Source organism: Streptomyces olivochromogenes (assembly GCF_001514115.1).
GTDB lineage: Bacteria > Actinomycetota > Actinomycetes > Streptomycetales > Streptomycetaceae > Streptomyces > Streptomyces olivochromogenes.
The window spans coordinates 543,189-566,372 of sequence record NZ_KQ948451.1 but is presented as its reverse complement, the minus strand read 5'-3'; the positions used below and the strand labels follow the sequence as shown (position 1 = coordinate 566,372).

The window sequence follows — 23,184 nt, the reverse complement described above, 5'->3', positions numbered from 1 at the left end:
TGAACGCGCACTGTCAGGCTTTGTCCTGCGGAGACCGCTATGCGTCGGGCGCGCGGGTCCGCAGGCGGTCGTGGACGGTGTCGGCGGGGGAGTGCGCGGACCGGACCCGGGTCCCTCCGTCGACCAGCAGATCGGCGCCCGTGATCCACCCGGCCGCGTCCGAGGCAAGCCAGACCACCGCCCGCGCGATGTCCTCGGGCCGGCCGATCCGGCCCAGCGGGAGCCCCGCGCCGAGCGCGTCCTCGGCGTCCTCCCAGACGAACCGGGCCATCTCGGTGCGGACGAGCCCCGGGGAGACGGAGTTCACCCGCACCTTCGGGGCGAGTTCTCCGGCGAGTTGCCGGGTGAGGTGGAGAAGGGCCGCCTTGCTGGTGCCGTACGCCCCCACGTTCGGCCCCACATGCCCGGCGCCCTCCGTGCACACGTTCACGACCGCACCGCCGTGCTCGCCCATCCAGGCCCGCCAGGCACACTGCACCAACCGCAGCGGGGCCTCGACGTTGACCGTGAACGCCTCGCGCCAGCGGTCCGGATCGGCGTCCATGAGCGGGCCGTACGGCTGGTTGGTCGCGGCGTTGTTCACCACGACGTCGATCCGCCCGAACTCCCGCAGCGCCAGCTCGGTCAGCTCCCGCAGATGCGCCGGATCGGCCACCGAGCCCGCGAGTCCGACGCCGCCGAGCCGTTCGGCGGCCCGGCCCACCGCGTCCGGGTCCCGGGCCGTCACACACACCCGCGCCCCCGCCCGGGAGAGCTCCTCGGCGACGGCGAGACCGATCCCGCGCGAGGCCCCGGTGACGATGGCGCTCCTGCCCTCAAGCCCGTACGGCGTCGTCATCCGCGTACCGTCTCATGACGGACCGTCAGTCGACAGCCCCGAGCCGCGAGTGCTGCGCCGCCACCAGCTCCAGCACCGTGCGCCAGTCCTCCAGGACCCCGGCGTCGAGACCGGGGACCCTGCCCGACTCGTCCGCGTGGCGCAGGCTCAGCACGTCGTCGGCGTCGGCGTCGTCGGCCCATCCGCCGGCGTGCAGACGGACGAGCCGGGAGACCCGCTCGCCGAGCAGCGGCCGGACCAGGTCCGCCGTCAGGTCGGCGTGTCCGGCCGTGTCGCCGGGCCGCAGCAGTTGCCCTACGGCGTGGACCAGGCCCCCCACCTGGAGTTCCTTGTCCGCGGGACGACTTCGGCGCAGGAGCGCGGCGGTCTGTAGGGCGTGGTCGTGCAGATCCACTCGGCCGCCACAGCGGCCCGGGGTGTCCCGGGCGCCCCGGCAGGCGTGCAGCAGATCCATCAGCTCCTCGACACTGCGCAGCTCCATGCGTCAGTCCTCCCGAGTCCTCCCGCGGGAAAAAGCCGTTTCCGGGCGCCAGCAGATCATGGCTGCCTTGCGAATCGGCCAACGGGACCTGAACTGCGCGCCGTGTTCAGTGGTGCCCGTGGCCTTCGGCCCCCGGAGTCCCGTGCCCGTGGCCTTCCGGCGCAGGTGCGCCGTGGTGGTGGCCTTCCGCTCCCGCGGTCCCGTGGCCTTCCGCTCCCGCCGTCCCGTGCCTGTGGCCCTCCGGCTCCGGTGCCCCGCCCATCATCCGCAGCATCGCCGGGCCGCCCGTGCGCAGGAACCGCCACACCAGGGCCGCCGCCAGTAGCAGGAAGACGATGTTGAGCCAGGTCGTGTAGTTCCAGGAGACGCCCTCCATGGGGATCGTCGCGTCGGCCTGGTCGGGGATGAGCCCGAGGCCGCCGAAGAGGAACTCCACGACGTATCCGGCCACCACCATGGCGGTGTAGAAGGTGACCAGGAGGAAGCCGGTCATCCGGAGGCCGTAGTACTTCCGGTAGATGTTCAGGATCGGCAGGATCAGCAGGTCGGCGAAGATGAACGCGACCACACCGCCGAAGCTGATCCCGCCCTTCCACAGCACGACGGCCAGCGGCACGTTTCCGATGGAGCAGACGAACGAGGCGATCGCCACGAGCGGGCCGATCAGGGGGCCGATCAGCTTCGCGGCGAGCGGGTGGCCGTCCAGGAAGAGGGACTGCCAGAACGCGTCGGGCACCCAGGCCGCGATCGCGCCCGCGATCAGGAGACCGATCACCAGGTCGCGCAGGATCGCCGCCCATTCCATGACGAACACGTGTGCGACCGAGGTGTAGCCGTCGCGCGAGAGCAGCCGCCGCGCGAACGAGCCCTCCGTCTGGATCGACATGTCCATCGCGGCATGCCCCTCCATCGACCCGGCGAGCCCGCGCTCCGCCTGCTCCCGGGCCTCGCGCAGCAGCCGTTCGCGCAGAAAGATCCGGAAGAGCACGGCCAGCACCACGATCATGATCGGGCCGCCGACGAATTCGGCGACCGTGAACTGCCAGCCCATCAACAGGGCCAGGATCACGCCGAGTTCGACGACGAGATTGGTGGAGGCGATCTCGAACGCCATCGCCGCGGTGAAGTTCGCGCCCTTGCGGAACAGTGAGCGCGCCAGCGCGACGGCCGCGTACGAACAGGACGAGGACGCCGCACCGAGCCCCGCGGCCAGTGTGAGGGTCCGCGGCCGGTCGTCACCGAGCAGTCGCACGATCGTCGCGCGGCGCACCACGGCCTGGACGACGGCGGAGAGGCCGAATCCCAGGATCAGCGCCCAGGTGATCTCCCAGGTCATCGACCCGGTGATGGACAGTGCGTGCAGGATCGCGTGCATCGGCCTCACTCTTTCCCGTCCGGCTTCCCCGATTCATGCGGGACTATACCCCCTAGGGGTATCAGATGCCGGGTGGTGATCGGGCGGGTCGGGCCGGTTCAAGGTTCCGCAAAGACTTTGGAGGGTCGTCCCAAAAGGAGGCCGGGGCTCCGCGGGTCGGCCCATCACCCCTGTCCGGGCGCCGGGTTGAGCCTTCCCGGCCTGGTCGCGGGAGGTGTGGCGCTATGCCGAACGGGTGGCGTGCGAGGGGGGATACATCATCAAATAGACCCAGATCGAGGACCGATGGACACTGAACGACGCGAGACGGTTACCTCGTGTTTTCAGCCCCATCGAGCGGGGACCCGCTCATTTGGTTACCCTGTACCGGACGGACAGCCTGCAGGGGTTCCACCCACACCCAAGGTCCGTCCCGGGACAGCCGGTCACCACGGACTGCTCTCAACCGAGTTACCGGCGCCACCGCGTCCTTAACTGCCTTCGACTCAGACCCGAGGGGATGTCAGGCGACCGGAAGCAGACTGGCCCTGTACGTCCCGAGGGTGACCCGACACATAAGGAGTGCGCGGTGACACCGGAGAAGACGAATCGCGATCAGCGCCCCAAGGAACTCGCGGAGCGCGGAGGCCGGCCCGAGAAGAAGCTCGGCAGCCTCGACGTGTGGGCCAGGTCCGCCCCGATCCGCCTGGCGGGCTACGAGGACGACCTGGCCGAGCCCCACATCCTGCCCAGCGTGGACTGACCGCTCGCGGCGGGACTCATCGCGATCGCTGACGGCATGGGCGTGCCAGACTCACGTCCATGCTGATCAGAGAAGCCGCGGCCGACGACTGGCCGCGGATCTGGCCTTTCTGGCACCGGATCGTCGCCGCGGGTGAGACCTACACCTGGGACCCGGGCACCTCCGAGGAGGCGGCCCGGGCCCTGTGGATGGCACCGGGCAAGCGTGTGTACGTCGCCGAGGACGTCACCGGAGCGGTCGTCGGCTCGGCCTATGTCACCCCCAATTACGGCGGCCCCGCCGCCCGCGTCGCCAACGCCGGATTCATGGTCGACCCTGACCACGCCGGGCTCGGCATCGGGCGCGCGCTCGCCGAGCACATCCTCGCCGCGGCGAAGGCCGACGGCTACCGGGGCATGGTCTTCAACGCCGTCGTGGAGACCAATCCCGCCGTCAAGCTGTGGACGGCGCTCGGCTTCACGATCCTCGGCACCGTGCCGGACGCCTACGAGCATCCTCGACACGGGCGGGTGGGACTGCACATCATGTACAAGGCGCTGTGAAGCCCCTGCGTGTACAAGGCGCTGTGAGGCCCCAGCATGGACAAGGCGCTGTGAAACCCCCGCGCTCCTAGGGGGTGTCGCCGTTCCTCAGTCCAGTGGCGCCGTCCGCCGCCACGGCCGCAGTTCCTCCAACTGACCCGCCAGCTCCAGGAGTTCGAGCTCGGATCCGGGTCGTCCGACCAGCTGCACGGCCGCCGGGGCCCCGCTCGGCAGGGTCCCGAACGGCACCGCCATCGCGGGCCACCCTGTGAGGTTCCACGGCGGCGTCAGCGGCGAGTAGTTGGTGTTGACCAGCACATTGCGCAGCCAGCCCCGCTCGTGCCACGGTGCGGCGGCCGGCCCCCGCCGGGCCAGTGCCGGGGTGAGCAGCACGTCGTGCTCCGCGAAGAACGGCTCCAGGCGCCCGCGCAGCTGCTCGCGGCGCTCCCCCGTGCGTACCCCGGCCACGAAGCGGCGCCCCACGGCGGCGTGCACCCGGGTCCGCCGGGCGAGCCGGCGCGGGTCGAGGTCCTCGGCGTCCACCGCGGTGCCCGCCGTCCAGTGCATCAGCGCGGCGGTGCCCAGCCAGTAGGGGTACGGCGGGTCGGCGGGCCGCACCTCGTGGCCCGCCCCGGCCAGCAACTCCGCGGCCTCCCGGGCCGCGTTCGCGTACGGGCGGCCGACACTCACGCCGACCAGCGGACTGCGCACGGAGAGGGCCACCTTGCGGACGAGGTTCCCCGAGGGGCGTATCGCCTCGGTGTCCGACAGGACCGCGAACATCAGGCGGGCGTCCTCGATCGTGGTCGCGAGCGGCCCGTTCTCCGACATGCCGAACCAGTCGCCGTGACCGATGCCCGCCGGGATCGTGCCATGGCCCGGCTTGAGGCCGACGATGCCGCAGTTGGCCGCCGGGATGCGCAGCGAACCCATCCCGTCGTTGCCCAGTGCGATCGGCACCATCCCGGCGGCGACCGCGGCCGCGCTGCCTCCCGAGGAGCCGCCCGCCGTGCGCGAGGTGTCCCAGGGGTTGCGGGCCGTGCCGTGCACACCCTCGGAGGTGCCGAAGACACAGAGCTCGGGCACGTTGGTGAGACCCACGACCACGGCGCCCGCCGCGCGCAGCCGCGCCACCGTCGGATGGTCGTGATCGGCGGGGGTGTCCGCGGTCGCGGCGGAGCCGTTGCGGTTCGACTCGCCGCGCACCGCGAGGTTGTCCTTGACGGCCACGGGCACCCCCGCGAGGGGGAGTTCGGTCAGGTCCGAGCGGCCGGCCAGCTCGTCGGCCTCCGCGAGGGCCGCCTCGGCCCGTACGACACGGAAGGCACCCACGCGCGCGTCGAGCCGCTCGATGCGGGCGAGGTGGTCGGCCACCACCTCGTGGGGCGTGGCCCGCTTCTCGCGTACGGCTGCGGCGATCTCGGTGGCGGTCCGGCCGACCCAGCTGGTCACAGGTGCTCCTCGGGGGCAGGGGATTACTGGTGAGTACGAGGAGCACTGTGCCCGGCGGCGGGGTGCCGCGTCGAGAGCCGTCGCCCTTGGACATTCGGATCGGTCTTCTTGGACTTTCGCGCTCACGCTTGTCCGGTATCTCCGCAGAGTCGCCGATCATCCGATCACTTGCTCAACTTTCGCTCCTGCACGCCCCATTGACAGGATCTGGTGGCGCCTCAATCATCAAACATCCGATGAATTGGAGCCGCTATGAGCACGTATCCAAGACGTCAGGTTCTGGGCGCCGCGGCCGGAGTGGCCGTCGCGGCCACTCTTCCCCTCGCGGCCACGGCCGAAGCGCGACCGGCGGTCGAGCAGCACGGTCAGTGGGTTCCCGTCCCCGACCCGATCCCCGTGCCGCTCGACGCGTACACCGACAACGACGGCATCGACACGGCGGCCGCCCCCGGCGGCAGTTTCGACGGCTCGGGGTACACGTTCCCGGGCGAGGAGCTCCCGGCGGGCCCCGTCGAGGTGGACGGCATCGCGTTCGTCTTCCCGTCCTCCGCCGCGGGCGCCCGGAACAACGTGGTGGCCCTCGGCCAGCGCATCGACCTCCCGAGCGGGCGCTATCTCTCGGCCCACTTCCTCACCGCGGGCAGTTACGGCGACGCCTCGGGCCGGGCCACGGTGCACTACGCCGACGGCTCGACGACCACCGCCGGGCTCGGCGGCGCGGACTGGTACGCGACGGGCGGGTCGCTGTCGGCCCCGTACCGCTACCGACCGGACGGCACGAAGGACGAGCACGGCGTGGGGATCGGCACGGCCGAGGTCTGGATCGACCCCCGGCGCGAGGCGGTCGCCCTCACCCTGCCGACCACCAACCCCGCCGAGGCCGGGAAGGCCTCCCTCCACCTCTTCGCCCTCTCCCTCCAACCGGCCGCGCAGGGACGGGCATTGGCCCTGCGGGACGCGCACTCCACCTTCTCCCTGCTGGAGTCGAGCGGCGCGCAGAGCGTGGAGGCCACGGTCGTCAACGCGGGCACGGTCGCCGTCCTCGCCGGTGACCGGGTGTCGGTCGGTGTCGACGTGCCGGGCGCCCGTACCGTCGAGCCCGCGCACGTCGTCCGCCTCGACCCCGGCGAGCAGGCGCGCGTCCGGGTCGGCATCCGCAACCGCGGGGGCACGACACCCGGCACCGCGCGGCCCGGAAAGGTGACCGTCACCGGACGCGGACAGCACGTCACCTCCGCCGGGCGCGAGTTGACCCTCGGCGTGCCCGACTACCAGCCCACCGAGAGCTCTCTCGCCGGCCACCAGGCCCCGTACTGGTTCCACCGAGCCAAGTTCGGCATCTTCATCCACTGGGGTGTCTACTCGGTGCCTGCCTGGTCTCCGGTCGGCAAGCAGTACGCCGAGTGGTACTGGAACCACCTGCAGAGCCCGGACAACGCGGTGTACGCCTACCACCGGGACACGTATGGCGAGAACTTCGCCTACGACGACTTCATCCCGATGTTCACGGCGGAGAGGTTCGACCCCCGGGCCTGGGTGGAACTCTTCCGTGACGCGGGAGCCCAGTACCACGTCCTCACCTCCAAACACCACGAGGGTTTCGCCCTGTGGGACACCAAGGTCTCCGACCGCAACGCCGTGAAGATGGGCCCGAAGCGCGATCTGGTCCGCGAACTCTTCGACGCCTCGAGGAAGTTCACGCCCGAACTACACCGCGGCCTGTACTTCTCCATGCCCGAGTGGTTCAACCCCGACAACCCGTGGATGGGCCACGCCCCGCGCAACCCGTACACCCTGGAGCCACTCCCGTACACCGGATACACGGCGGGCAAGGACTATGTGAAGGACTATCAGGCCCCGCAGATGCTGGAACTGATCCACGGCTACGACCCGTCCCTGATCTGGTGCGACATCGGCGGCGCGAACGACAGCCTCCATGTCCTCGCCGAGTACTTCAACCACGGCAAGAACAGACCCAAGCCGTACGAGGTGACCGTCAACAACCGCTCGGGCATCGGGTTCCACGACTTCACCACCCCCGAGTACACGACGTACGAGAACACGGTCGTCGCGAAGTGGGAGTCGAGCCGGGGACTCGATCCCTTCAGCTACGGCTACAACAAGGCGACGCCCGACGCCGCCTACATGACCGCCGAGGAGGTCGTCCACAGCCTGGTCGACATCGTGTCGAAGAACGGCAACTTCCTGCTGGACATCGGCCCCCGCGCGGACGGCACCATCCCGGAGATCATGCAGACCCGGCTGCGCGAGACCGGCCGCTGGCTCAGGACCAACGGCGAGGCGATCTACGACACCACGTACTGGTCGCGGATGGCGCAGCTCGGCGAGGACCTGCGGTTCACGGTCCGGCAGAACGAGGCGTTCTACATCCACTCGCTGACCGAGCCCGGCGCCACACTGACCGTCGAGGCGCCGGTGCCGATCCGCGGCGGGGACAAGGTGACGATGCTCGGTCACGACCGGCCGCTGACCTGGACGGTGAGCGGCGGGTCGCTGGTCGTCGACGTGCCGGAAGCGGCCCGCAAGGCGGGGCAGCACGTGTGGGTGTTCAAGGTGGAGTGGCATGGCTGACCAACGCGCCGCACGATCTGTTCGCAGCGGGTGGGCGCGGAGGGTCGTCGGCTGCGCGGTGGTGCTGCTGCTGACGCTCGCGACGCCGGTCCAGGCGTCGGCGCGGGCGGCGGCGGTGCCTCCCGTCACGGTCCCCGCCCTCTCCAACTGGAGGGCTGAACAAGGAAGTTACTCCTTCGGTCCGGGCTCCCGTATCGTCGCGCGCGACCCGGCCGCACGCCGGGTCGCGGACACCCTCGCCGACGATCTGCGCGCGGCGGGCCACGGCACCGTTCCCGTCGTACGGCGGGGCGCGCACGCGGGTGACATCGTGATCGGTGTCGACCCCTCCGCGTCGCGGCTCGGCACGGAGGGATACGAACTGCGCTCGGGCGAAAGCCTGTTGGTGACCGCCGCGGGCGAGACCGGTGCCTTCTACGGCACCCGGACCCTCCTCCAACTCCTCGCCCAGAGCGACCGCGTGCCCGCCGGGAGCACGGTCGACGTGCCCCAGTACAAGGAACGGGGCGTCGGCGTCTGCGCCTGCTACGTCCACATCTCGACGGCCTGGCTGGAGAACCTCGTACGCGACATGGCGTACCACAAGCTCAACCAGCTGCTGCTCGAACTGAAGGTGAAGAGCGACGCCCACCCCGAGGCCGACACCTGGGGCTACTACACCAGGGACGAGATACGCCGGCTCGTGGCCCTCGGCGAGAAGTACCACGTCGAGATCATCCCGGAGATCAACTCGCCCGGGCACATGGACCCCTGGATCCAGAACCGCCCGGACCTCCAGCTCACCGACGCCGACGGCGTGAAGCAGCCCGCCCGGCTCGACATCACACAGGACGCGGCCTTCACGTACTACACGAGCCTGATCGACGAGTACGCGCAGGTGTTCACGTCCGGGTCCTGGCACATGGGCGCCGACGAGTACATGCTCGGCTCCGACTTCGCCAAGTACCCGCAGATCCTCGCCTACGCGCGGGCCAGGTACGGCGCGAACGCCACCCCGCAGGACGCGTTCATCGACTTCGTCAACCGCGTCCAGGCCTACGCGGCGGCCAAGGGAAAGAAGCTGCGCATCTGGAACGACGGTCTCACCGGCGCCAACACCGTGCCCGTCACGGCCGGTACGACGGTCGAGCACTGGCTGAACGTGACGACCAAGCCCAGCCGGCTCATCGCCCAGGGCTATCCGTTGATGAACGCCGCCTACTCCCTCTACCTCGTCCGCGGCGGCTTCCACACCGACACGAAGGCGCTGTACGACCAGAGCTGGGACCCGCGCAGTTTCGAGGGCGAGAAGCTCGCCTCGCGCGCGGGCGTCACCGGGGCGAAGATCAGCCTCTGGCCGGACAACGGGCGCGGGGAGACCGAGAACGAGGTCGCGACCGCCATGGACCCGGCCCTGCGGCACATCGCCCAGGTCACCTGGGGCTCGGCGCACCCCGACCCGACGTACGCGGAGTTCACCGCGCGCGGTGCGGCCGTGGGGCACGCGCCCGGGTGGCGGGACCTGACCCGTGTGCCGGTGGCCGAGGGGACGTACACCTTCCGCGGTGGGGCCGCGACCGCCGATCTCCAGGTCCGGCGGACCGCGGACGGCTATGTGACCCTGCGGTCCGCGACGAGCGGCGGCTGTCTGGAGGTGAGCGGCGGAAAGCTCACGCTGAACGTGCCCCTGGACCCCGGTGTCGAGGTGACCGAATCGCCGTGCGTCGCCGCGGACAACTTGCAGCGCTGGGAGCTGGAGTCGGTGCGCGGCGGATACCGGCTCGTCAACGCGATCACACGGATGGCGGTGCACGTGACGGACGCGGGGCGGCTCCTCCAGTACCCCCCGGACCAAGAGCCGCCGTCCGTCTGGCAGTTGACCATCCACTGATGTGAGGAGCCCCCACCCCCATGGCCATCTCCAGACGCCTCTTCGTGCTGGCATCCACCGCTCTCGTCGCGTCCACCGGCACATCCGTCGCCCTCGCGGCCCCCGGCGAAGCTCCCTCCCGCATCCCCGTAAGCCCCTCCGACAGTGAGGACGACCTGGTCCGAAAGGCCTCCCAAGTCCGGCCCACCGCACGGCAGATTACCTGGCAGAACCTCGGACGCACCGCCTTCCTGCACTTCGGCGTGAACACCTTCACCGGCCTTGAGTGGGGCACCGGTGACGAGGACCCGGACGTCTTCCAGCCCGTCGGGCTCGACACCGACCAGTGGGCCCGCGCCCTGCGCGACGGCGGATTCGAGCTCGCCATCCTCACCGTCAAGCACCACGACGGGTTCGTCCTCTACCCGTCGCGCTACACCGACCACTCGGTGGCGTCGAGCAGTTGGCGCGGCGGGCGGGGCGACGTGCTGCGCTCCTTCGCCGACTCGATGCGCCGCCACGGGATCAAGGTCGGCGTCTACGTCTCACCGGCCGACGAGAACCAGTACCTGCACGGCGTGTACGCCAACGGCAGCGCGCGCACGGAGCGCACCGTCCCGACGCCGGTCGACGGCGACGACCGTACGAACCCGAGGACGTTCACGCTGGACGCCACCGACTACGGCGCCCATATGCTCAACCAGCTCTACGAAGTGCTCACCGAGTACGGACCCGTCGACGAGGTGTGGTTCGACGGAGCGCAGGGCCGTATTCCGCCCGACAAGGTGGAGAAGTACGACTGGGACAGCTGGTACGCGCTGGTCCGGGCCCTCGCCCCCGACGCCTCGATCGCGGTGTCCGGTCCCGATGTGCGCTGGGTCGGCAACGAGGGCGGGCTCGCCCGCGAGGACGAGTGGAGCGTCGTACCGGTCACGGAGAAGGACAACGGCCGCACGGACTACGCGCTCGCCTACGACGCACCCGACGAGGGCAGCAGGGCCGCCCTCGTGGCGGCCCGCCCGGTGGCCGACTACCTGCAGTGGTGGCCGGCCGAGTGCGATGTGTCCATCCGCGACGGCTGGTTCTACCACCCCGACCAACAACCCAAGAGCGTGGACGAGTTGACCGACATCTACTTCCGCTCGGTCGGCCGCAACTCGGTCCTGCTCCTCAACATCCCACCCGACACACAGGGCCTGCTTCCGGCCGCCGACGTGGTGCGGCTGCGCGAGTTCCGCGAACGCGTGGACCGGGAGCTGCCGGAGGACCTGGGGCGCGGGGCCGTGGTCCGCTCCTCCCCGGGGGTCTTCACCGTCGACCTCCGTACGGAGCACGAGGTGGACCGGATCAGGCTCGCGGAGGACATCCGGCACGGCCAGCAGGTCGAGAGCTTCGTGGTCGAGGCGTACGGAGCGGGCGCCTGGAGCCGGGTGGCCGGGGCGGGCACGATCGGAGCGAGCCGGATCCTGCTGCTCCCGGTGCCCGTACGGGCCCGGCACTGGCGCCTTCGGGTGACGGGGTCACGGCAGACCGCGCGGATCGCGGAGTTCGCGCTGCATCGCTCACGGACCTGAAGCGTACGGGGGGTGGACGCCCCGCAAGGCGTCCACCTCTCAGCGTCTTCCGCTCCGCGTCCACCTCTCAGCGTCTCCGGCTCCGCGTCCACCCCTCACCCCCTCAAGCCCCGCAGGGCCCCGTGCTCTCCCGTTCGATCAGCCGCGGCACCGGTACCTGCACCGTCCGGGCCGGACCGCCGTCCAGTAGTGCGGTGAGTTCCTGGGCGGCCGTGCGGCCGAACTGGACGGTGTCGCGGGAGAGGGCGGACAGCCAGGGTTTGACCATGCGGCACAGGGGCGAGTCCTCCCAGGCGACGACCGAGACGTCGCCCGGTACCAGGAAGCCCAGTTCCGTGGCGGCGGCGACGCCGGCGACGGCCATCACGTCGTTGTCGTAGACCAGCGCGGTCGGCGGGGTGCCGCTCTCCAGGACGCGGCGGGTGACGGCGGCGCCCTCCGCGTCCGAGTAGTCCGTGGGGACCGAGCGCACCTCCGTCAGACCCCGCCGCTCGGCCTCCGCGCGCAGGGTGCGGATGCGGCGCTCGGTGTGGGCGAGCCCCGGCAGGCCCGCGATGTGCACGATCCGGCGGTGGCCGAGCGCGTACAGCTCGTCCACCAGCGCGGCCATCGCGCCCGCGTCGTCCGCCCAGACGGTGGAGATCCCCGGGTGCCCCGCGTCCGGTACGCCGCCGATCACCACGGCGGGCAGACCCAGCTCCTCGAGCAGGTCCGGACGCGGATCGTCGGTCCGCGGGTCGACGACCATGACTCCGTCCACGCGATGCTCGGCCCACCAGCGCCGATAGACCGCGCACTCGTCGGCCACATCCTCCACCACCTGGAAGAGCAGGCCGAGATGACGCTCGGCCAGCACCTCCTGGATGCCGGAGATCAGCTGCAGGAAGAACGAGTCCACGCCCAGGGTGTCGGCGGGTCGGGCCACCACGAGACCGACCGTCGCCGCGCCCTCGCCGGACAGCTGGCGCGCCGCCGTACTCGGCCGCCAGCCCAGCTGTTCGGCCACGCGGCGGACCCGGTCGCGGGTGATCTCGGAGACCCCGGGCCGGTCGTTGAGCGCGAAGGAGACCGCGCTCTCGGAGACCCCGGCGCGCTGTGCGATGTCCTTCATCGTCGGTCGGCGCGCGGGTGACCGCTTGGCTGGCAACCCTGTTCCCCGTTCTGCTGAGCTGGTGTACTAATGCGCTTGAGCTGAGGCAATCTAAAGCGCATTAGTGATCGATTGCAAGAGGCTGAGGGAACGTCTGTGACCAGCCATGTTGTGGCACTAATGAATTTAGCTGAGCCAAATCCATTGACTTGCCCGGCGAGTTGGCTGCAAGGTCTGCCCCGGCACCGTTACCCCTGCTGCAAGAGGAGCCCCATCCGTGCGCATCTCCCGCAGAGCTCTCGCCGCCGCTGCCACCGTCGCCGTTCTCCTGCCGCTGAGCGCCTGCGGCTCCGGGAGTGACGGCAGTGGCTCGACGGACGCCTCCGGCAAGGTCGAGGGCGACATCACCTTCCAGACCTGGAACCTGAGGGCCAACTTCAAGTCGTACTTCGAGGGCGTGATCGCCGACTTCGAGAAGAAGTACCCCGACACCCATGTGAAGTGGGTCGACCAGCCCGCCGAGGGCTACGCCGACAAGATCAGCGCGGACGCGGCCGGCGGCACCCTGCCCGACGTCGTCAACGTCTCGCCGGACCTCGTCGCCCCGCTCGCCAAGGCGGGCCTCGCCCTCGACCTCGACAAGTCCGCCGCGCAGTACAAGAAGGAGTACCTGGACGGCGCCTGGGCCAGCCACCAGATACCGGGCATGACCGGCACGTACGCCTTCCCCTGGTACCTCAACACCGGCCCGCTCTTCTACAACAAGTCCCTCTTCAAGGAGGCCGGCCTCGACGCCTCCAAGCCGCCGACGACGTACGACGAACTCTTCGCCGACGCCCTGCAGCTGGCGAAGAAGAGCGACGGCAAGGTCGCCACGCTCGCCAACGTGCCCACCGTCGAGGACTTCGGCCGCTACGGCGTCGAGCTGATGAACAAGGAAGGCACCGCCTTCGCCTTCAACGACGCCAAGGGGGTCGAACTCCTCACCAAATACAAGGAGTTGTACGACGCGAAGGCGCTCGACCCGCAGGCGCTGACCGCGACCCCGGAGTCCTCGGGCAAGAAGTTCCTCACCGAGGCCGTCGCCATGAACCCCGGCAGCGCCCTGGACCTCGGCAACTTCAAGAAGCAGGCCCCGAACCTCTACAAGAACATCGGCATCACGGACCAGATCACCAGCACCGGCAAGGTGAACATGTACGTGATGGGCGTGATGGTCAACTCGCGCACCAAGCACACCCCCGCCTCGGTCGCCTTCGCGCACTTCGTCACCGACGCGCAGAACCAGATGTCCTTCGCCAAGAAGGTCGCGATCTTCCCGAGCACCGCGGGCTCGCTCGACGACCCGTACTTCACCAAGGAGGACGGCACCGACGAGACCCGCGTGCGGATCGCCGCCGCCAAGTCCCTGAAGAACGCGGTCAACTACACGCCGGTCCTCTTCAGCGAGCAGATGAAGACCGCGCTGCGCAACGAGGTCGCGAAAGCCCTGCAGGGCAAGGAGAGCCCCAAGACGGCTCTTGACAACGCTGTCAAGGCCTGCGACACGCTGCTCAAGCAGCAGGGCTGAGCGGGGCCATGGCGAGTTCCTCCAGCACCGCCCGGGTAAGGCGCCAACTGCCGACCAGCCCCTGGCTGTTCGCCGCTCCCGGCCTCCTGGTCGTGGGCGTGTTCATCCTCTATCCGTTCGTCTCGACCGTGGTCAACGCCTTCACCGACCGCCGCACCCTGATCCCGGGCACGTTCGTGGGCCTCGCCAACTTCCGCGAGCTGCTGCACGACGACATGTTCTGGATCGGGCTGCGCAACAGCACGCTCTACGTCCTCGGGGTCGTCCCCGCGCTCGTCCTGCTGCCGTTGCTGCTCGCGCTGCTGGTCCAGAAGAACATCCCCGGCATCACCTTCTTCCGGTCGGCCTTCTACACCCCGGTGGTCGCGTCCATCGTCGTGGTCGGCCTGATCTGGGTGTGGCTCCTGGACGAACGCGGCCTGGTGAACTCGCTGTTGGAGTCGATCGGCGTCGACAGGGTCGGCTTCCTCAGCGACCAGTGGCTGCTCCTGCTGAGCGCCATGGCCGTCACGGTCTGGAAGGGCCTCGGCTACTACATGATCATCTATCTGGCCGCGCTCGCCAATGTGCCACGCGAGCTGCACGAGGCCGCGTCGGTCGACGGCGCGGGCGCGGTCCGGCGCTTCCTCACGGTCACCGTGCCCGCTGTGCGCTCCACCATGGTGCTGGTCGCCGCGCTCTCCTCGGTCGCCGCCTTCAAGGTGTTCTCCGAGGTGTACCTGATGGCGGGCCCGGACGGCGGCCCGGCGGGCGAGGACACCACTCTCGTCATGCTCGTCCAGCGCACCGGCACCGGACTGACCGGCCGGGTCGGCTACGCCTCCGCCATCTCGGTCGTCGTCTTCGTCGTCACCGTCGCGCTGATGCTGCTCGTGCTGCGCGCCGACCGCAAGGAGGACGCGTGAGCGCGCCGGAAGGAGGACATGTGAGCGTGCGGGAAGAAGGACGGGTGAGCGTGCTGGAGAAGGAGCGCGACGTCGAGCGGCGTCCGCCGGCCGAGCGCGGGCCCCGTCGTCGCCGTATCACCGACGAGCACGGCCGCCGTGTCCGCGGCTGGGAACTCGCCCTGCGCTACCTGCTGCTGCTCGCCGTCCTCGCCCTGACCGTCGGCCCGTTCCTGTGGCAGCTGTCCACCTCGCTCAAGGGCCCGACCGAGGACATCTTCAGCTCACCGCCCAAGTTCCTGCCGGGCGATCCCACGCTGCACAACTACAAGCGGGTGGCCGACACCATCCCCGTGTGGGACTACGCCTTCAACTCCCTGAAGGTCGCGGGTGCCAACGTCGTCACCAACTGCGTCGGCTCGGCCCTCGCGGGCTACGCCCTGGCCCGCCTGCGCTACCGAGGCAGGCGGGTGGCGACCCTCGTCTTCATCCTCGCGATGCTCGTCCCCGTCGAGGGCATCATCATCGCCCAGTTCACCACCATGCGTGAGCTCGGCCTGAACAACACGCTCATCGGAGTCGTCCTGCCCGGCTGCATCGGCGCGATGAACGTTTTGCTGATGCGCAACGCCTTCCTCAACCTGCCGTACGAGATCGAGGAGGCGGCCTTCGTGGACGGCGCCAACACCTGGCAGCGGTTCCTGCGGATCGCGCTGCCCTCGGTGAAGGGCACGCTCGCCGTGGTCGCGATCTTCGCCTTCATGGGCGCCTGGGACGACTTCCTGTGGCCCCTCATCGTGCTCAGCGACCCCTCGAAGTTCACCCTCACCATCGGCCTCAACTATCTGCACGGCACCTTCGCCAACGACGAACGGCTCGTCGCCGCGGGCACGATCATCGCCGTGGCACCGCTCATCGCCCTCTTCGCCTGCCTCCAGCGGTACTTCTTCCGCGGGGTGGGGGAGGGCGCCGTCAAGGGCTGACCTCCCGCACCCCCGATTCGCCTCGCAAGGATCCCGCATGCCTTCTGCCGTGCGCTTCGGCGTCAACTACACGCCCAGCGAAGGGTGGTTCCACCACTGGCTCGACTTCGACCTCGACTCCGTACGCGCCGACCTCGACTCCATCGCCGCGCTGGGCCTCGACCACATCCGGGTCTTCCCGCTGTGGCCCTACTTCCAGCCCAACCGCGCGCTGATCCGCCCGCGCGCCGTCGAGCAGCTGATCCAGCTCGTCGACGCGGCCGGAGAGCGGGGGCTCGACGTCAACGTGGACGGTCTGCAGGGGCACCTGTCGAGCTTCGACTTCCTGCCCGCGTGGACGCGGACCTGGCACCGGCGCAACCTGTTCACCGACCCGGAGGTCCTCGACGGCCAGGCGGCCTATCTGCGCACGCTCGCCGCGGCCCTCGCCGACCGCCCGCACTTCATCGGCATGACGCTCGGCAACGAGGTCAACCAGTTCTCGGCGGGCCCGCCCCATCCGGACCCCGACCGGGCGAGCAGCGCCCAGATCGACCACTGGCTGGAGCGGATGCTCGCCGCCTGCGAGGAGGGCGCCCCCGGCCGGCTGCATCTGCACGCCGAGTACGACGCCACCTGGTACCAGGACGACATGCCGTTCACCCCGGGCCAGGCCGCCTGCCGCGGCGCCGTCACGGCCGTACATTCCTGGGTCTTCAACGGCACCGCGCAGCGGCACGGCCGTACCTCCGTGCCGACCGAACACCACGCCGCGTATCTGATCGAGCTGAGCAAGGCCTGGGCCGACGACCCGCACCGGCCCGTCTGGCTCCAGGAGGTCGGCGCACCCGCCCCCCTGATCCCGCCCGAGCACGCCGCGGCCTTCACCGAGGCCACCGTCGCGGCCGCACTGGACTGCCCCGACCTGTGGGGCATCACCTGGTGGTGCTCCCACGACGTCTCCCGCGACCTCGCCGACTTCCCCGAACTCGAATACGGGCTCGGCCTGTTGACCAACGACCGGCGCCCCAAGGACAGCGCGCGGACGCTGGCCCGCGCGGCCCGCGAGCACCACCACACGCCCGCCCCCCGCACCACGGCGCTGATCGTCCCCACCGACCCCGCCGTCCGCTCGCTCTGCGCCCCGGGCGGCCCCGTCTTCGAGGCGTTCTTCCGGCTCACCGCCGACGGCGCCCGCCCCACCACCGTCCTCGACGCGCGCGTGGACGACAAGGAACACCTCGCCGCGCGCGGCATCACCGAAGTCGTCAGTCCCGATCAGGTACTCCCCATCCCACAAGGAGAAACCCGCTCGTGAACCCCACCAGACGCACCGTCCTGCTCGCCGGCGCGGCCGCCGCGCTGCTGCCCGCCCTGCCCGGTCTGCCCGCGGTCGCGGCGACCGAGGCCGCCGCGACCGCGGCACCGCCGTACGCCTCCTACTGGTACCCCGACTCGCTGCCCTCGGGCACCCCCGGCACCGGCATCACCTGGCGCAGTCTCAAGGCATGGAGCGCCGCCACCGACGCCGACCTCGCGTTCAACGCCTCGACCGTGCCGCTCGCCGCGCGCTTCACACCGACCCCGGCCAACACGACCGCCCGCAGCGGCCAGGCCCGTATCCAGTCCCTCGTCTCCTTCGGCCCCACGTCGAGCAACCCCTCGCAGGGCGCCGCCACAGCCGACTACTACGCCCTCACCCACTGGGCGTACCTCGACGAACTCGTCTTCTGGGGCGGCTCGGCGGGCGAGGGCCTGATCCTCGCGCCGAACGCCCCGATCGTCGACGCGGCCCACCGGCACGGCGTGCCCGTCCTCGGCAACGTCTTCCTGCCGCCCGTCGCCTACGGCGGACAGCTCCAGTGGACCCGCGACCTGGTGCAGAAGGACTCCACCGGGCACTACCCGCTCGCCGCGCGGCTCGTCGCGGTGGCGGCGGCGTACGGCTTCGACGGCTGGTTCATCAACGCGGAGACCAGCGGCGGGAACAGCGCGCTCGCCACCGACATGCTCGGCTTCATGAACGAACTGAAGACGCTCGGGACGGCCCAGGGGCTGCGCGTCACCTGGTACGACTCGATGACCGTGAGCGGCTCGGTGAGCTGGCAGGGCGCCCTGAACAACCAGAACAAGACGTTCTTCCAGGCCGCCGACTCCATGTTCGTCGACTTCCGCTGGTCGCAGAGCAGCCTGGCCTCCTCCGCGACGACCGCGCAGCAACTCGGGCGCAGTCCCTACGAGTTGTGGGCGGGCGTCGATGTCGAGGCGGGCGGCACCGGCGCGTCCGTGAACTGGGACGCCATCGTGCCGAGCACCAAGGCCCACGTCACCTCGCTCGGCTTCTACCGGCCCGAGTGGACCCGCAACCACCTGCCCGCGAGCCGTACCCCCGGCGACTTCCACGCCGCCGACGACCTGTTCTGGACCGGCTCCTCCCTCGACCCCTCCAAACCCAACACGAGCGCGAGCTGGCGCGCCCCGGCCGTCTCCGTCGCCGACCGCTCGACGGTCGCCTCGCTTCCGTTCGCGACCGTCTTCAACACCGGCCACGGGCTGAAGTGGTACGAGGACGGTGAGGCCACCTCGGACCAGGCCTGGAACCATCTCGGCCTCCAGGACCGGCTGCCCTCCCGCCGCTGGGTCGTGCGGACGAGCGGACAGCGCCCCGCCGTCACCTTCGACTTCGCGGACGCCTGGCGGGGCGGAAGCAGCCTGCTCGTCGACGGCGCCCTCGACGCGCCCACCACGCTGGACCTGTATGCGACCAGGCTGCCGCTCACCGCGGACACGGTGGTCGAGCTCACCTACCGCACGGACGCGGGAGCCGCCGCCGTGGAGCTGGCCGTCGCCACCGCCGAGCCGAGCGCGGCGGGCGGGGCGCCCCCGTACACGTACTTCCCGCTCACGTCCTCGGGCGACGGCTGGGAGACCGCAACGGTGCCGCTGACCGGACTGACCGGGACCGTGCACGCGCTGGGCGTGCGGCTGACGGCGAGCAGCGGTCCGGTGCGCTGGCGTCTTGGCGGGCTCGCGGTCCGCGATGCCGTGCTCACCCCCTCCGCACCCACCGACCTGCGCGTCACCGGAGCCGACGGCGGCAACCTGCGCTTCGCCTGGCAGGGCGCCCCCGGCGAAGTGCGCCACTACGAGCTGTACCGGACGCTCCCCGACGGCACGCGCCGCTTCCTCGGCGGCACCTGCCAGAGGGCGTTCTACGTCGGCGGTCTCACCGCCGAGCAGGGCGAGTCGTCCGGGGGGTTCGAAGTGCGCGCGGTGGGGGAGCTGTTCACCGTCTCGACCGCCGCCACGACCACCCACACCTGGTAGCAGGACCACCTTCCCGCACCATCTTCACCCCACGGAGCACCCCATGCATGACGACCGCACCCTGGTCGAAGCCCGCCTCAAGCGCGTCCTCGACGAGCGCATCCGACCCGCCGTGTACCCCGAGTCCGTGCCGCTGGAAGTCGCGGTGTGGCACGCTCCCGGTGAGCCGGTGCCCGTCGCCGAGGGGCTCGCGGCCACACCCGAGCCGATCGAGGTGGGTGCGCGCTGGGGCGCTCCGTGGGGCACCAGCTGGTTCCGCGTCACCGGGACCGTCCCGGAGGCGTGGGCAGGGAAGACCGTCGAGGCCCTGCTGGACCTGGGCTTCGACGAGAACATGCCCGGCTTCCAGTGCGAGGGGCTCGTCTACCGGCCCGACGGCACTCCGGTGAAGGGCCTCAACCCGCGCAACCAGTGGGTGCGCATCGGCGCCCCGGTCGAGGGCGGCGAGGAGGTCCGGCTGCACGTCGAGGCCGCGTCCAACCCGGTGATCCTCGACTACCACCCCTTCCTGCCCACCCAGTTGGGCGACAAGGAGACCGCGGGCAGCGAGCCGCAGTACACCCTCACCCGGATGGACCTCGCCGTCCTCGACGAGACCGTGTGGGAGCTGGTGCTCGACCTGGAGGTCCTCGGCGAGCTGATGGCCGAGCTGCCGGTGGAGTCGGCGCGGCGCTGGGACATCCTGCGCGCGGTGGAGAAGGCGCTCGACGCGGTCGACCTGCAGGACGTGGGCGCGACCGCCGCCGCGGCCCGCGACCGGCTGGCCGGGGTGCTCGCCGAGCCCGCCGTCGCGTCCGCGCACCGCATCAGTGCCGTCGGGCACGCGCACATCGACTCGGCGTGGCTGTGGCCGCTGCGCGAGACCGTCCGCAAGGTGGCGCGGACCACCTCCAACATGACCGCGCTCATCGAGGACGAGCCCGAGTTCGTCTTCGCGATGTCCCAGGCCCAGCAGTGGGCCTGGGTGAAGGAGCACCGGCCCGAGGTGTGGGCACGGGTGAAGAAGGCGGTCGCGGAGGGTCGGTTCGTGCCCGCGGGCGGCATGTGGGTGGAGTCGGACACCAACATGCCGGGTTCGGAGGCGATGGCCCGTCAGTTCGTGCACGGCAAACGGTTCTTCCTCGACGAGTTCGGCATCGAGAACGACGAGGCCTGGCTGCCGGACACCTTCGGCTTCGCCGCGGGACTCCCGCAGATCATCAAGGCGGCGGGCTCCAAGTGGCTGCTCACCCAGAAGATCTCGTGGTCGCAGACCAACAAGTTCCCGCACCACACCTTCCAGTGGGAGGGCATCGACGGCACGCGCATCTTCACGCACTTCCCGCCCGTCGACACCTACAACTGCTCCATGCGGGGCAGCGAACTCGCCCACGCGGCCAAGAACTTCAAGGACAAGGGCGTCGCCCGGCACTCCCTCGCCCCCACCGGCTGGGGTGACGGAGGCGGCGGCACCACGCGCGAGATGGTCGCCAAGGCGGCCAGGGTCCGTGACCTCGAAGGCTCCGCGACCGTGGTGTGGGAGACCCCGGCGGAGTTCTTCAAGAAGGCCGAGGCCGAGTACCCGAACGCCCCCGTCTGGGTCGGCGAGTTGTACCTCGAACTGCACCGCGCCACCCTGACCAGCCAGGCGAAGACCAAGCAGGGCAACCGGCGCAGCGAACACCTCCTGCGCGAGGCCGAACTCTGGGCGGCGACCGCGGCCGTTCGGACCGGATTCCCGTACCCGTACGAGGAGTTGGACCGCATCTGGAAGACGGTCCTGCTCCACCAGTTCCACGACATCCTGCCCGGCTCGTCCATCGCCTGGGTGCACCGGGAGGCGCGCAGGACGTACGAGCGGGTCGCCGAGGAGCTGAACGGCGTCATCGACACGGCGCAGCGGGCGCTGGCGGGTGAAGGCGGCACGGAGCTCGTGTTCAACTCCGCCCCGCACCGCAGGGACGGGGTCCCGGCGGGCGGGGCCCTGCCCGCCGCCGCGGCGAGCGAGGTGTCGCTCGCGCCGCGCGTAGGCGGCGGACACGTCCTCGACAACGGCCTGCTGAGGGTCGAGATCGACGCCCGGGGCCTTGTCGTCTCCGCGTACGACCTCGACGCCGACCGCGAGACGATCGCCCCCGGACGCGCCGCGAACCTGCTCCAGATCCACCCCGACTTCCCGAACATGTGGGACGCCTGGGACGTCGACGAGTTCTACCGCAACACGGTCACCGACCTGGTCGACGCGGACGAGGTCGTGCCTGGTGAGGACGGCGTGTCGGTGCGGATCGTACGGTCCTTCGGCGCGTCGCGGGTCACCCAGGTGCTGTCGCTCGCGCCGGGGGAGCGGCGGCTCGGCATCGACACCGAGGTCGACTGGCACGAGACGGAGAAGTTCCTGAAGCTCGCCTTCCCGCTCGACGTGCACGCGGAGCGGTACGCCTCCGAGACGCAGTTCGGGCACTTCTACCGTCCGACGCACACCAACACGTCCTGGGAGTCGGCCAAGTTCGAGGCGTGCAACCACCGGTTCGTGCACATGGAGGAGCCGGGCTGGGGTGTCGCGCTCGTCAACGACTCGACGTACGGCCATGACGTGACCCGTACCGTCCGCGACAGCGACTTGGGTACGACCACCACCGTGCGCGTCTCGCTGCTGCGCGCCCCGCGCTTCCCCGACCCCGAGACCGACCAGGGCGTCCACCGCTTCCGGCACGCGCTGGTGCCGGGGGCCGGCATCGGGGACGCGGTGCGCGAAGGGTGGCGGATCAACCTGCCGGAGCGGCGGGTGAGCGGCGAACGTGAGGTCGCACCCCTGGTGGAGGTGGCGCAGGACGCGGTCGCGGTGACCGCGGTCAAGCTCGCCGACGACGGCAGCGGGGATGTGGTCGTACGCTTCCACGAGTCCCGGGGCGGGCGCACCGGGGCCACGCTGACGGCCGGGTTCGAGGTCGGGGACGTCACCGTGACCGACCTGCTGGAGCGGCCCCTCGCGGACGCCGCGCAGCCGCGGCGCGACGGTGACACGGTCACTGTGTCGCTGCGCCCCTTCGAGCTGGTCACTCTGCGGCTGACACGCGCCTGAGCGGTTGCGTGTCCGACCCCTTCCCGGGCTGCGGATCCGGCTACTGCGTGAGCTGGGTCCGCAGCCACTGCTCCACTTCGCCCACGTGCGCGGCGGCGGCAGCCCTGGCCGCCTCCGGGTCGTGGGCCACCAGCGCGCGGTGGATCGCCGCGTGCTCGCGGCGCGTGCGCTCGAAGGCGCCCTCCTCCTCGTAGCCCCGCCAGACCCGGGCACGGAAGGTGCGCGAGGACAGGCCCTCCAGGATGGCGGCCATGGTCTCGTTGCCCGCGGCGGCCGCGATCTCGCGGTGGAAGGCCAGATCGTGGGCGAGGATCTCCTCCGGGTCGTCCGTCGCGTTCATCGCCAGCAGGTGTTTCTCGACCTCTGCCAGCTGGTCCGCCGTGATCCGCGCGGCGGCCAGCGCGGTCGCGGTCGACTCCAGGATCCGCCGCACCTCCAGCAGCTCGACCAGCTGCGGCCCGCGCGAGAGGTCGGCCACCACGCCGAAGGTCTCCAGCAGGTCCCCGGCCTCCAGCTGGGTGACATAGATGCCCGAGCCGTGCCGGGCCTCCAGCACACCGAGGACCGTGAGCGCGCGGATCGCCTCGCGCATCGAGCTGCGGGACATGCCCAGCTGTGCGGCGAGATCACGCTCGGTCGGCAGCCGCTGCCCGGGCTCCAGCCGGCCCTCGCCGATCATCGCCTTGATCCGCTCGATGGCGCGCTGCGTCACGGTGCCCTTCTGCGGGGCCGACTCGTCCACGCCGTCTCCTCCTGTCGCCGGGTGCGCCGCAGTCTAACCACCAGAGTGGTCGGACCACTACGGCTGATAACGCGGAAATTTTGGCGCACGGGGGTGTTGCGGAGGCGAAGTGGTCTGATAAATA

At 70.5% G+C, this 23,184-nt stretch carries 17 protein-coding genes; 11 read left to right on the top strand and 6 right to left on the bottom strand.

Annotated elements, in window-relative coordinates:
• Positions 1 to 37 precede the first annotated feature (37 nt).
• The 3 genes from AQJ27_RS02575 to AQJ27_RS02565 form a co-directional block, all read right to left on the bottom strand.
• Positions 38 to 838: an SDR family oxidoreductase gene (locus tag AQJ27_RS02575; protein WP_067360942.1), complete on the bottom strand. Its 801-nt coding sequence runs from the start codon at positions 836 to 838 to the stop codon at positions 38 to 40.
• Between the two features lie 25 nt (positions 839 to 863).
• Positions 864 to 1,319, bottom strand: coding sequence for a hypothetical protein (locus AQJ27_RS02570; protein WP_067360939.1), 456 nt, complete (start codon positions 1,317 to 1,319; stop codon positions 864 to 866).
• Between the two features lie 106 nt (positions 1,320 to 1,425).
• Complete coding sequence (locus AQJ27_RS02565) at positions 1,426 to 2,694, bottom strand: permease (protein ID WP_079064740.1); 1,269 nt, start codon at positions 2,692 to 2,694, stop codon at positions 1,426 to 1,428.
• A 568-nt stretch (positions 2,695 to 3,262) separates the two neighbouring features.
• On the opposite strand from AQJ27_RS02565, the gene AQJ27_RS57235 reads away from it, so the two are divergent.
• Both AQJ27_RS57235 and AQJ27_RS02560 read left to right on the top strand, forming a co-directional pair.
• The gene (locus tag AQJ27_RS57235) at positions 3,263 to 3,436 is read left to right on the top strand and encodes a hypothetical protein (protein ID WP_167552106.1); all 174 of its coding nucleotides are present in this window, start codon (positions 3,263 to 3,265) and stop codon (positions 3,434 to 3,436) included.
• A gap of 59 nt (positions 3,437 to 3,495) precedes the next feature.
• Positions 3,496 to 3,978, top strand: a complete 483-nt coding sequence (locus AQJ27_RS02560; protein WP_067360937.1) for a GNAT family N-acetyltransferase — start codon at positions 3,496 to 3,498, stop codon at positions 3,976 to 3,978.
• 87 nt (positions 3,979 to 4,065) lie between these two features.
• Here AQJ27_RS02560 and AQJ27_RS02555 read toward each other — a convergent pair whose 3' ends face one another.
• Complete coding sequence (locus tag AQJ27_RS02555; protein WP_067360934.1) at positions 4,066 to 5,409, bottom strand: amidase; 1,344 nt, start codon at positions 5,407 to 5,409, stop codon at positions 4,066 to 4,068.
• Between the two features lie 252 nt (positions 5,410 to 5,661).
• Here AQJ27_RS02555 and AQJ27_RS02550 point away from each other — a divergent pair, with 252 nt between their 5' ends.
• The 3 genes from AQJ27_RS02550 to AQJ27_RS02540 are packed head-to-tail and all read left to right on the top strand — an operon-like array spanning position 5,662 to position 11,424.
• On the top strand, positions 5,662 to 8,001 hold the full coding sequence (locus AQJ27_RS02550; RefSeq protein ID WP_067360931.1) for an alpha-L-fucosidase: 2,340 nt from the start codon (positions 5,662 to 5,664) through the stop codon (positions 7,999 to 8,001).
• A complete protein-coding gene (locus AQJ27_RS02545) occupies positions 7,994 to 9,871 on the top strand; it encodes a family 20 glycosylhydrolase (protein WP_067360929.1) in 1,878 nt (625 codons plus the stop codon). The genes AQJ27_RS02550 and AQJ27_RS02545 overlap by 8 nt, the downstream gene beginning before the upstream one ends.
• Positions 9,872 to 9,891: 20 nt before the next feature.
• Entirely contained in the window at positions 9,892 to 11,424 is a 1,533-nt protein-coding gene (locus tag AQJ27_RS02540) for an alpha-L-fucosidase (protein ID WP_067360926.1), read from the top strand.
• A gap of 103 nt (positions 11,425 to 11,527) precedes the next feature.
• Here the strand turns inward: AQJ27_RS02540 and AQJ27_RS02535 are convergent, their stop codons facing one another.
• Positions 11,528 to 12,571, bottom strand: coding sequence for a LacI family DNA-binding transcriptional regulator (locus tag AQJ27_RS02535; protein ID WP_067360923.1), 1,044 nt, complete (start codon positions 12,569 to 12,571; stop codon positions 11,528 to 11,530).
• Positions 12,572 to 12,791: 220 nt separating this feature from the next.
• On the opposite strand from AQJ27_RS02535, the gene AQJ27_RS02530 reads away from it, so the two are divergent.
• From AQJ27_RS02530 to AQJ27_RS02505, 6 genes are read left to right on the top strand one after another with little or no spacing between them, the layout of a single operon-like run.
• Positions 12,792 to 14,084, top strand: a complete 1,293-nt coding sequence (locus tag AQJ27_RS02530) for an ABC transporter substrate-binding protein (RefSeq protein WP_067360920.1) — start codon at positions 12,792 to 12,794, stop codon at positions 14,082 to 14,084.
• Positions 14,085 to 14,092: 8 nt separating this feature from the next.
• A complete protein-coding gene (locus tag AQJ27_RS02525; protein WP_067360917.1) occupies positions 14,093 to 14,989 on the top strand; it encodes a carbohydrate ABC transporter permease in 897 nt (298 codons plus the stop codon).
• A gap of 44 nt (positions 14,990 to 15,033) precedes the next feature.
• Positions 15,034 to 15,951, top strand: coding sequence for a carbohydrate ABC transporter permease (locus AQJ27_RS02520; protein WP_067360914.1), 918 nt, complete (start codon positions 15,034 to 15,036; stop codon positions 15,949 to 15,951).
• A gap of 37 nt (positions 15,952 to 15,988) precedes the next feature.
• The gene (locus AQJ27_RS02515) at positions 15,989 to 17,248 is read left to right on the top strand and encodes a glycoside hydrolase 5 family protein (protein ID WP_096239657.1); all 1,260 of its coding nucleotides are present in this window, start codon (positions 15,989 to 15,991) and stop codon (positions 17,246 to 17,248) included.
• Entirely contained in the window at positions 17,245 to 19,257 is a 2,013-nt protein-coding gene (locus AQJ27_RS02510; protein WP_067360908.1) for an endo-beta-N-acetylglucosaminidase, read from the top strand. The genes AQJ27_RS02515 and AQJ27_RS02510 overlap by 4 nt, the downstream gene beginning before the upstream one ends.
• A gap of 43 nt (positions 19,258 to 19,300) precedes the next feature.
• Positions 19,301 to 22,318, top strand: coding sequence for an alpha-mannosidase (locus AQJ27_RS02505; RefSeq protein WP_067360905.1), 3,018 nt, complete (start codon positions 19,301 to 19,303; stop codon positions 22,316 to 22,318).
• Positions 22,319 to 22,358: 40 nt separating this feature from the next.
• Here AQJ27_RS02505 and AQJ27_RS02500 read toward each other — a convergent pair whose 3' ends face one another.
• Positions 22,359 to 23,060: a FadR/GntR family transcriptional regulator gene (locus AQJ27_RS02500; protein ID WP_067360902.1), complete on the bottom strand. Its 702-nt coding sequence runs from the start codon at positions 23,058 to 23,060 to the stop codon at positions 22,359 to 22,361.
• Positions 23,061 to 23,184 lie beyond the last annotated feature (124 nt).

Excerpts from the sequence above, each read along its gene's own strand:
- AQJ27_RS02505 (WP_067360905.1), top strand. The coding sequence starts at position 19,301 with ATGCATGACGACCGCACCCTGGTCGAAGCCCGCCTCAAGCGCGTCCTC.
- AQJ27_RS02545 (WP_067360929.1), top strand. The coding sequence starts at position 7,994 with ATGGCTGACCAACGCGCCGCACGATCTGTTCGCAGCGGGTGGGCGCGG.
- AQJ27_RS02565 (WP_079064740.1), bottom strand. The coding sequence starts at position 2,694 with ATGCACGCGATCCTGCACGCACTGTCCATCACCGGGTCGATGACCTGG.
- AQJ27_RS02515 (WP_096239657.1), top strand. The coding sequence starts at position 15,989 with ATGCCTTCTGCCGTGCGCTTCGGCGTCAACTACACGCCCAGCGAAGGG.
- AQJ27_RS02560 (WP_067360937.1), top strand. The coding sequence starts at position 3,496 with ATGCTGATCAGAGAAGCCGCGGCCGACGACTGGCCGCGGATCTGGCCT.
- AQJ27_RS02550 (WP_067360931.1), top strand. The coding sequence starts at position 5,662 with ATGAGCACGTATCCAAGACGTCAGGTTCTGGGCGCCGCGGCCGGAGTG.
- AQJ27_RS02540 (WP_067360926.1), top strand. The coding sequence starts at position 9,892 with ATGGCCATCTCCAGACGCCTCTTCGTGCTGGCATCCACCGCTCTCGTC.
- AQJ27_RS02525 (WP_067360917.1), top strand. The coding sequence starts at position 14,093 with ATGGCGAGTTCCTCCAGCACCGCCCGGGTAAGGCGCCAACTGCCGACC.
- AQJ27_RS02575 (WP_067360942.1), bottom strand. The coding sequence starts at position 838 with ATGACGACGCCGTACGGGCTTGAGGGCAGGAGCGCCATCGTCACCGGG.
- AQJ27_RS02570 (WP_067360939.1), bottom strand. The coding sequence starts at position 1,319 with ATGGAGCTGCGCAGTGTCGAGGAGCTGATGGATCTGCTGCACGCCTGC.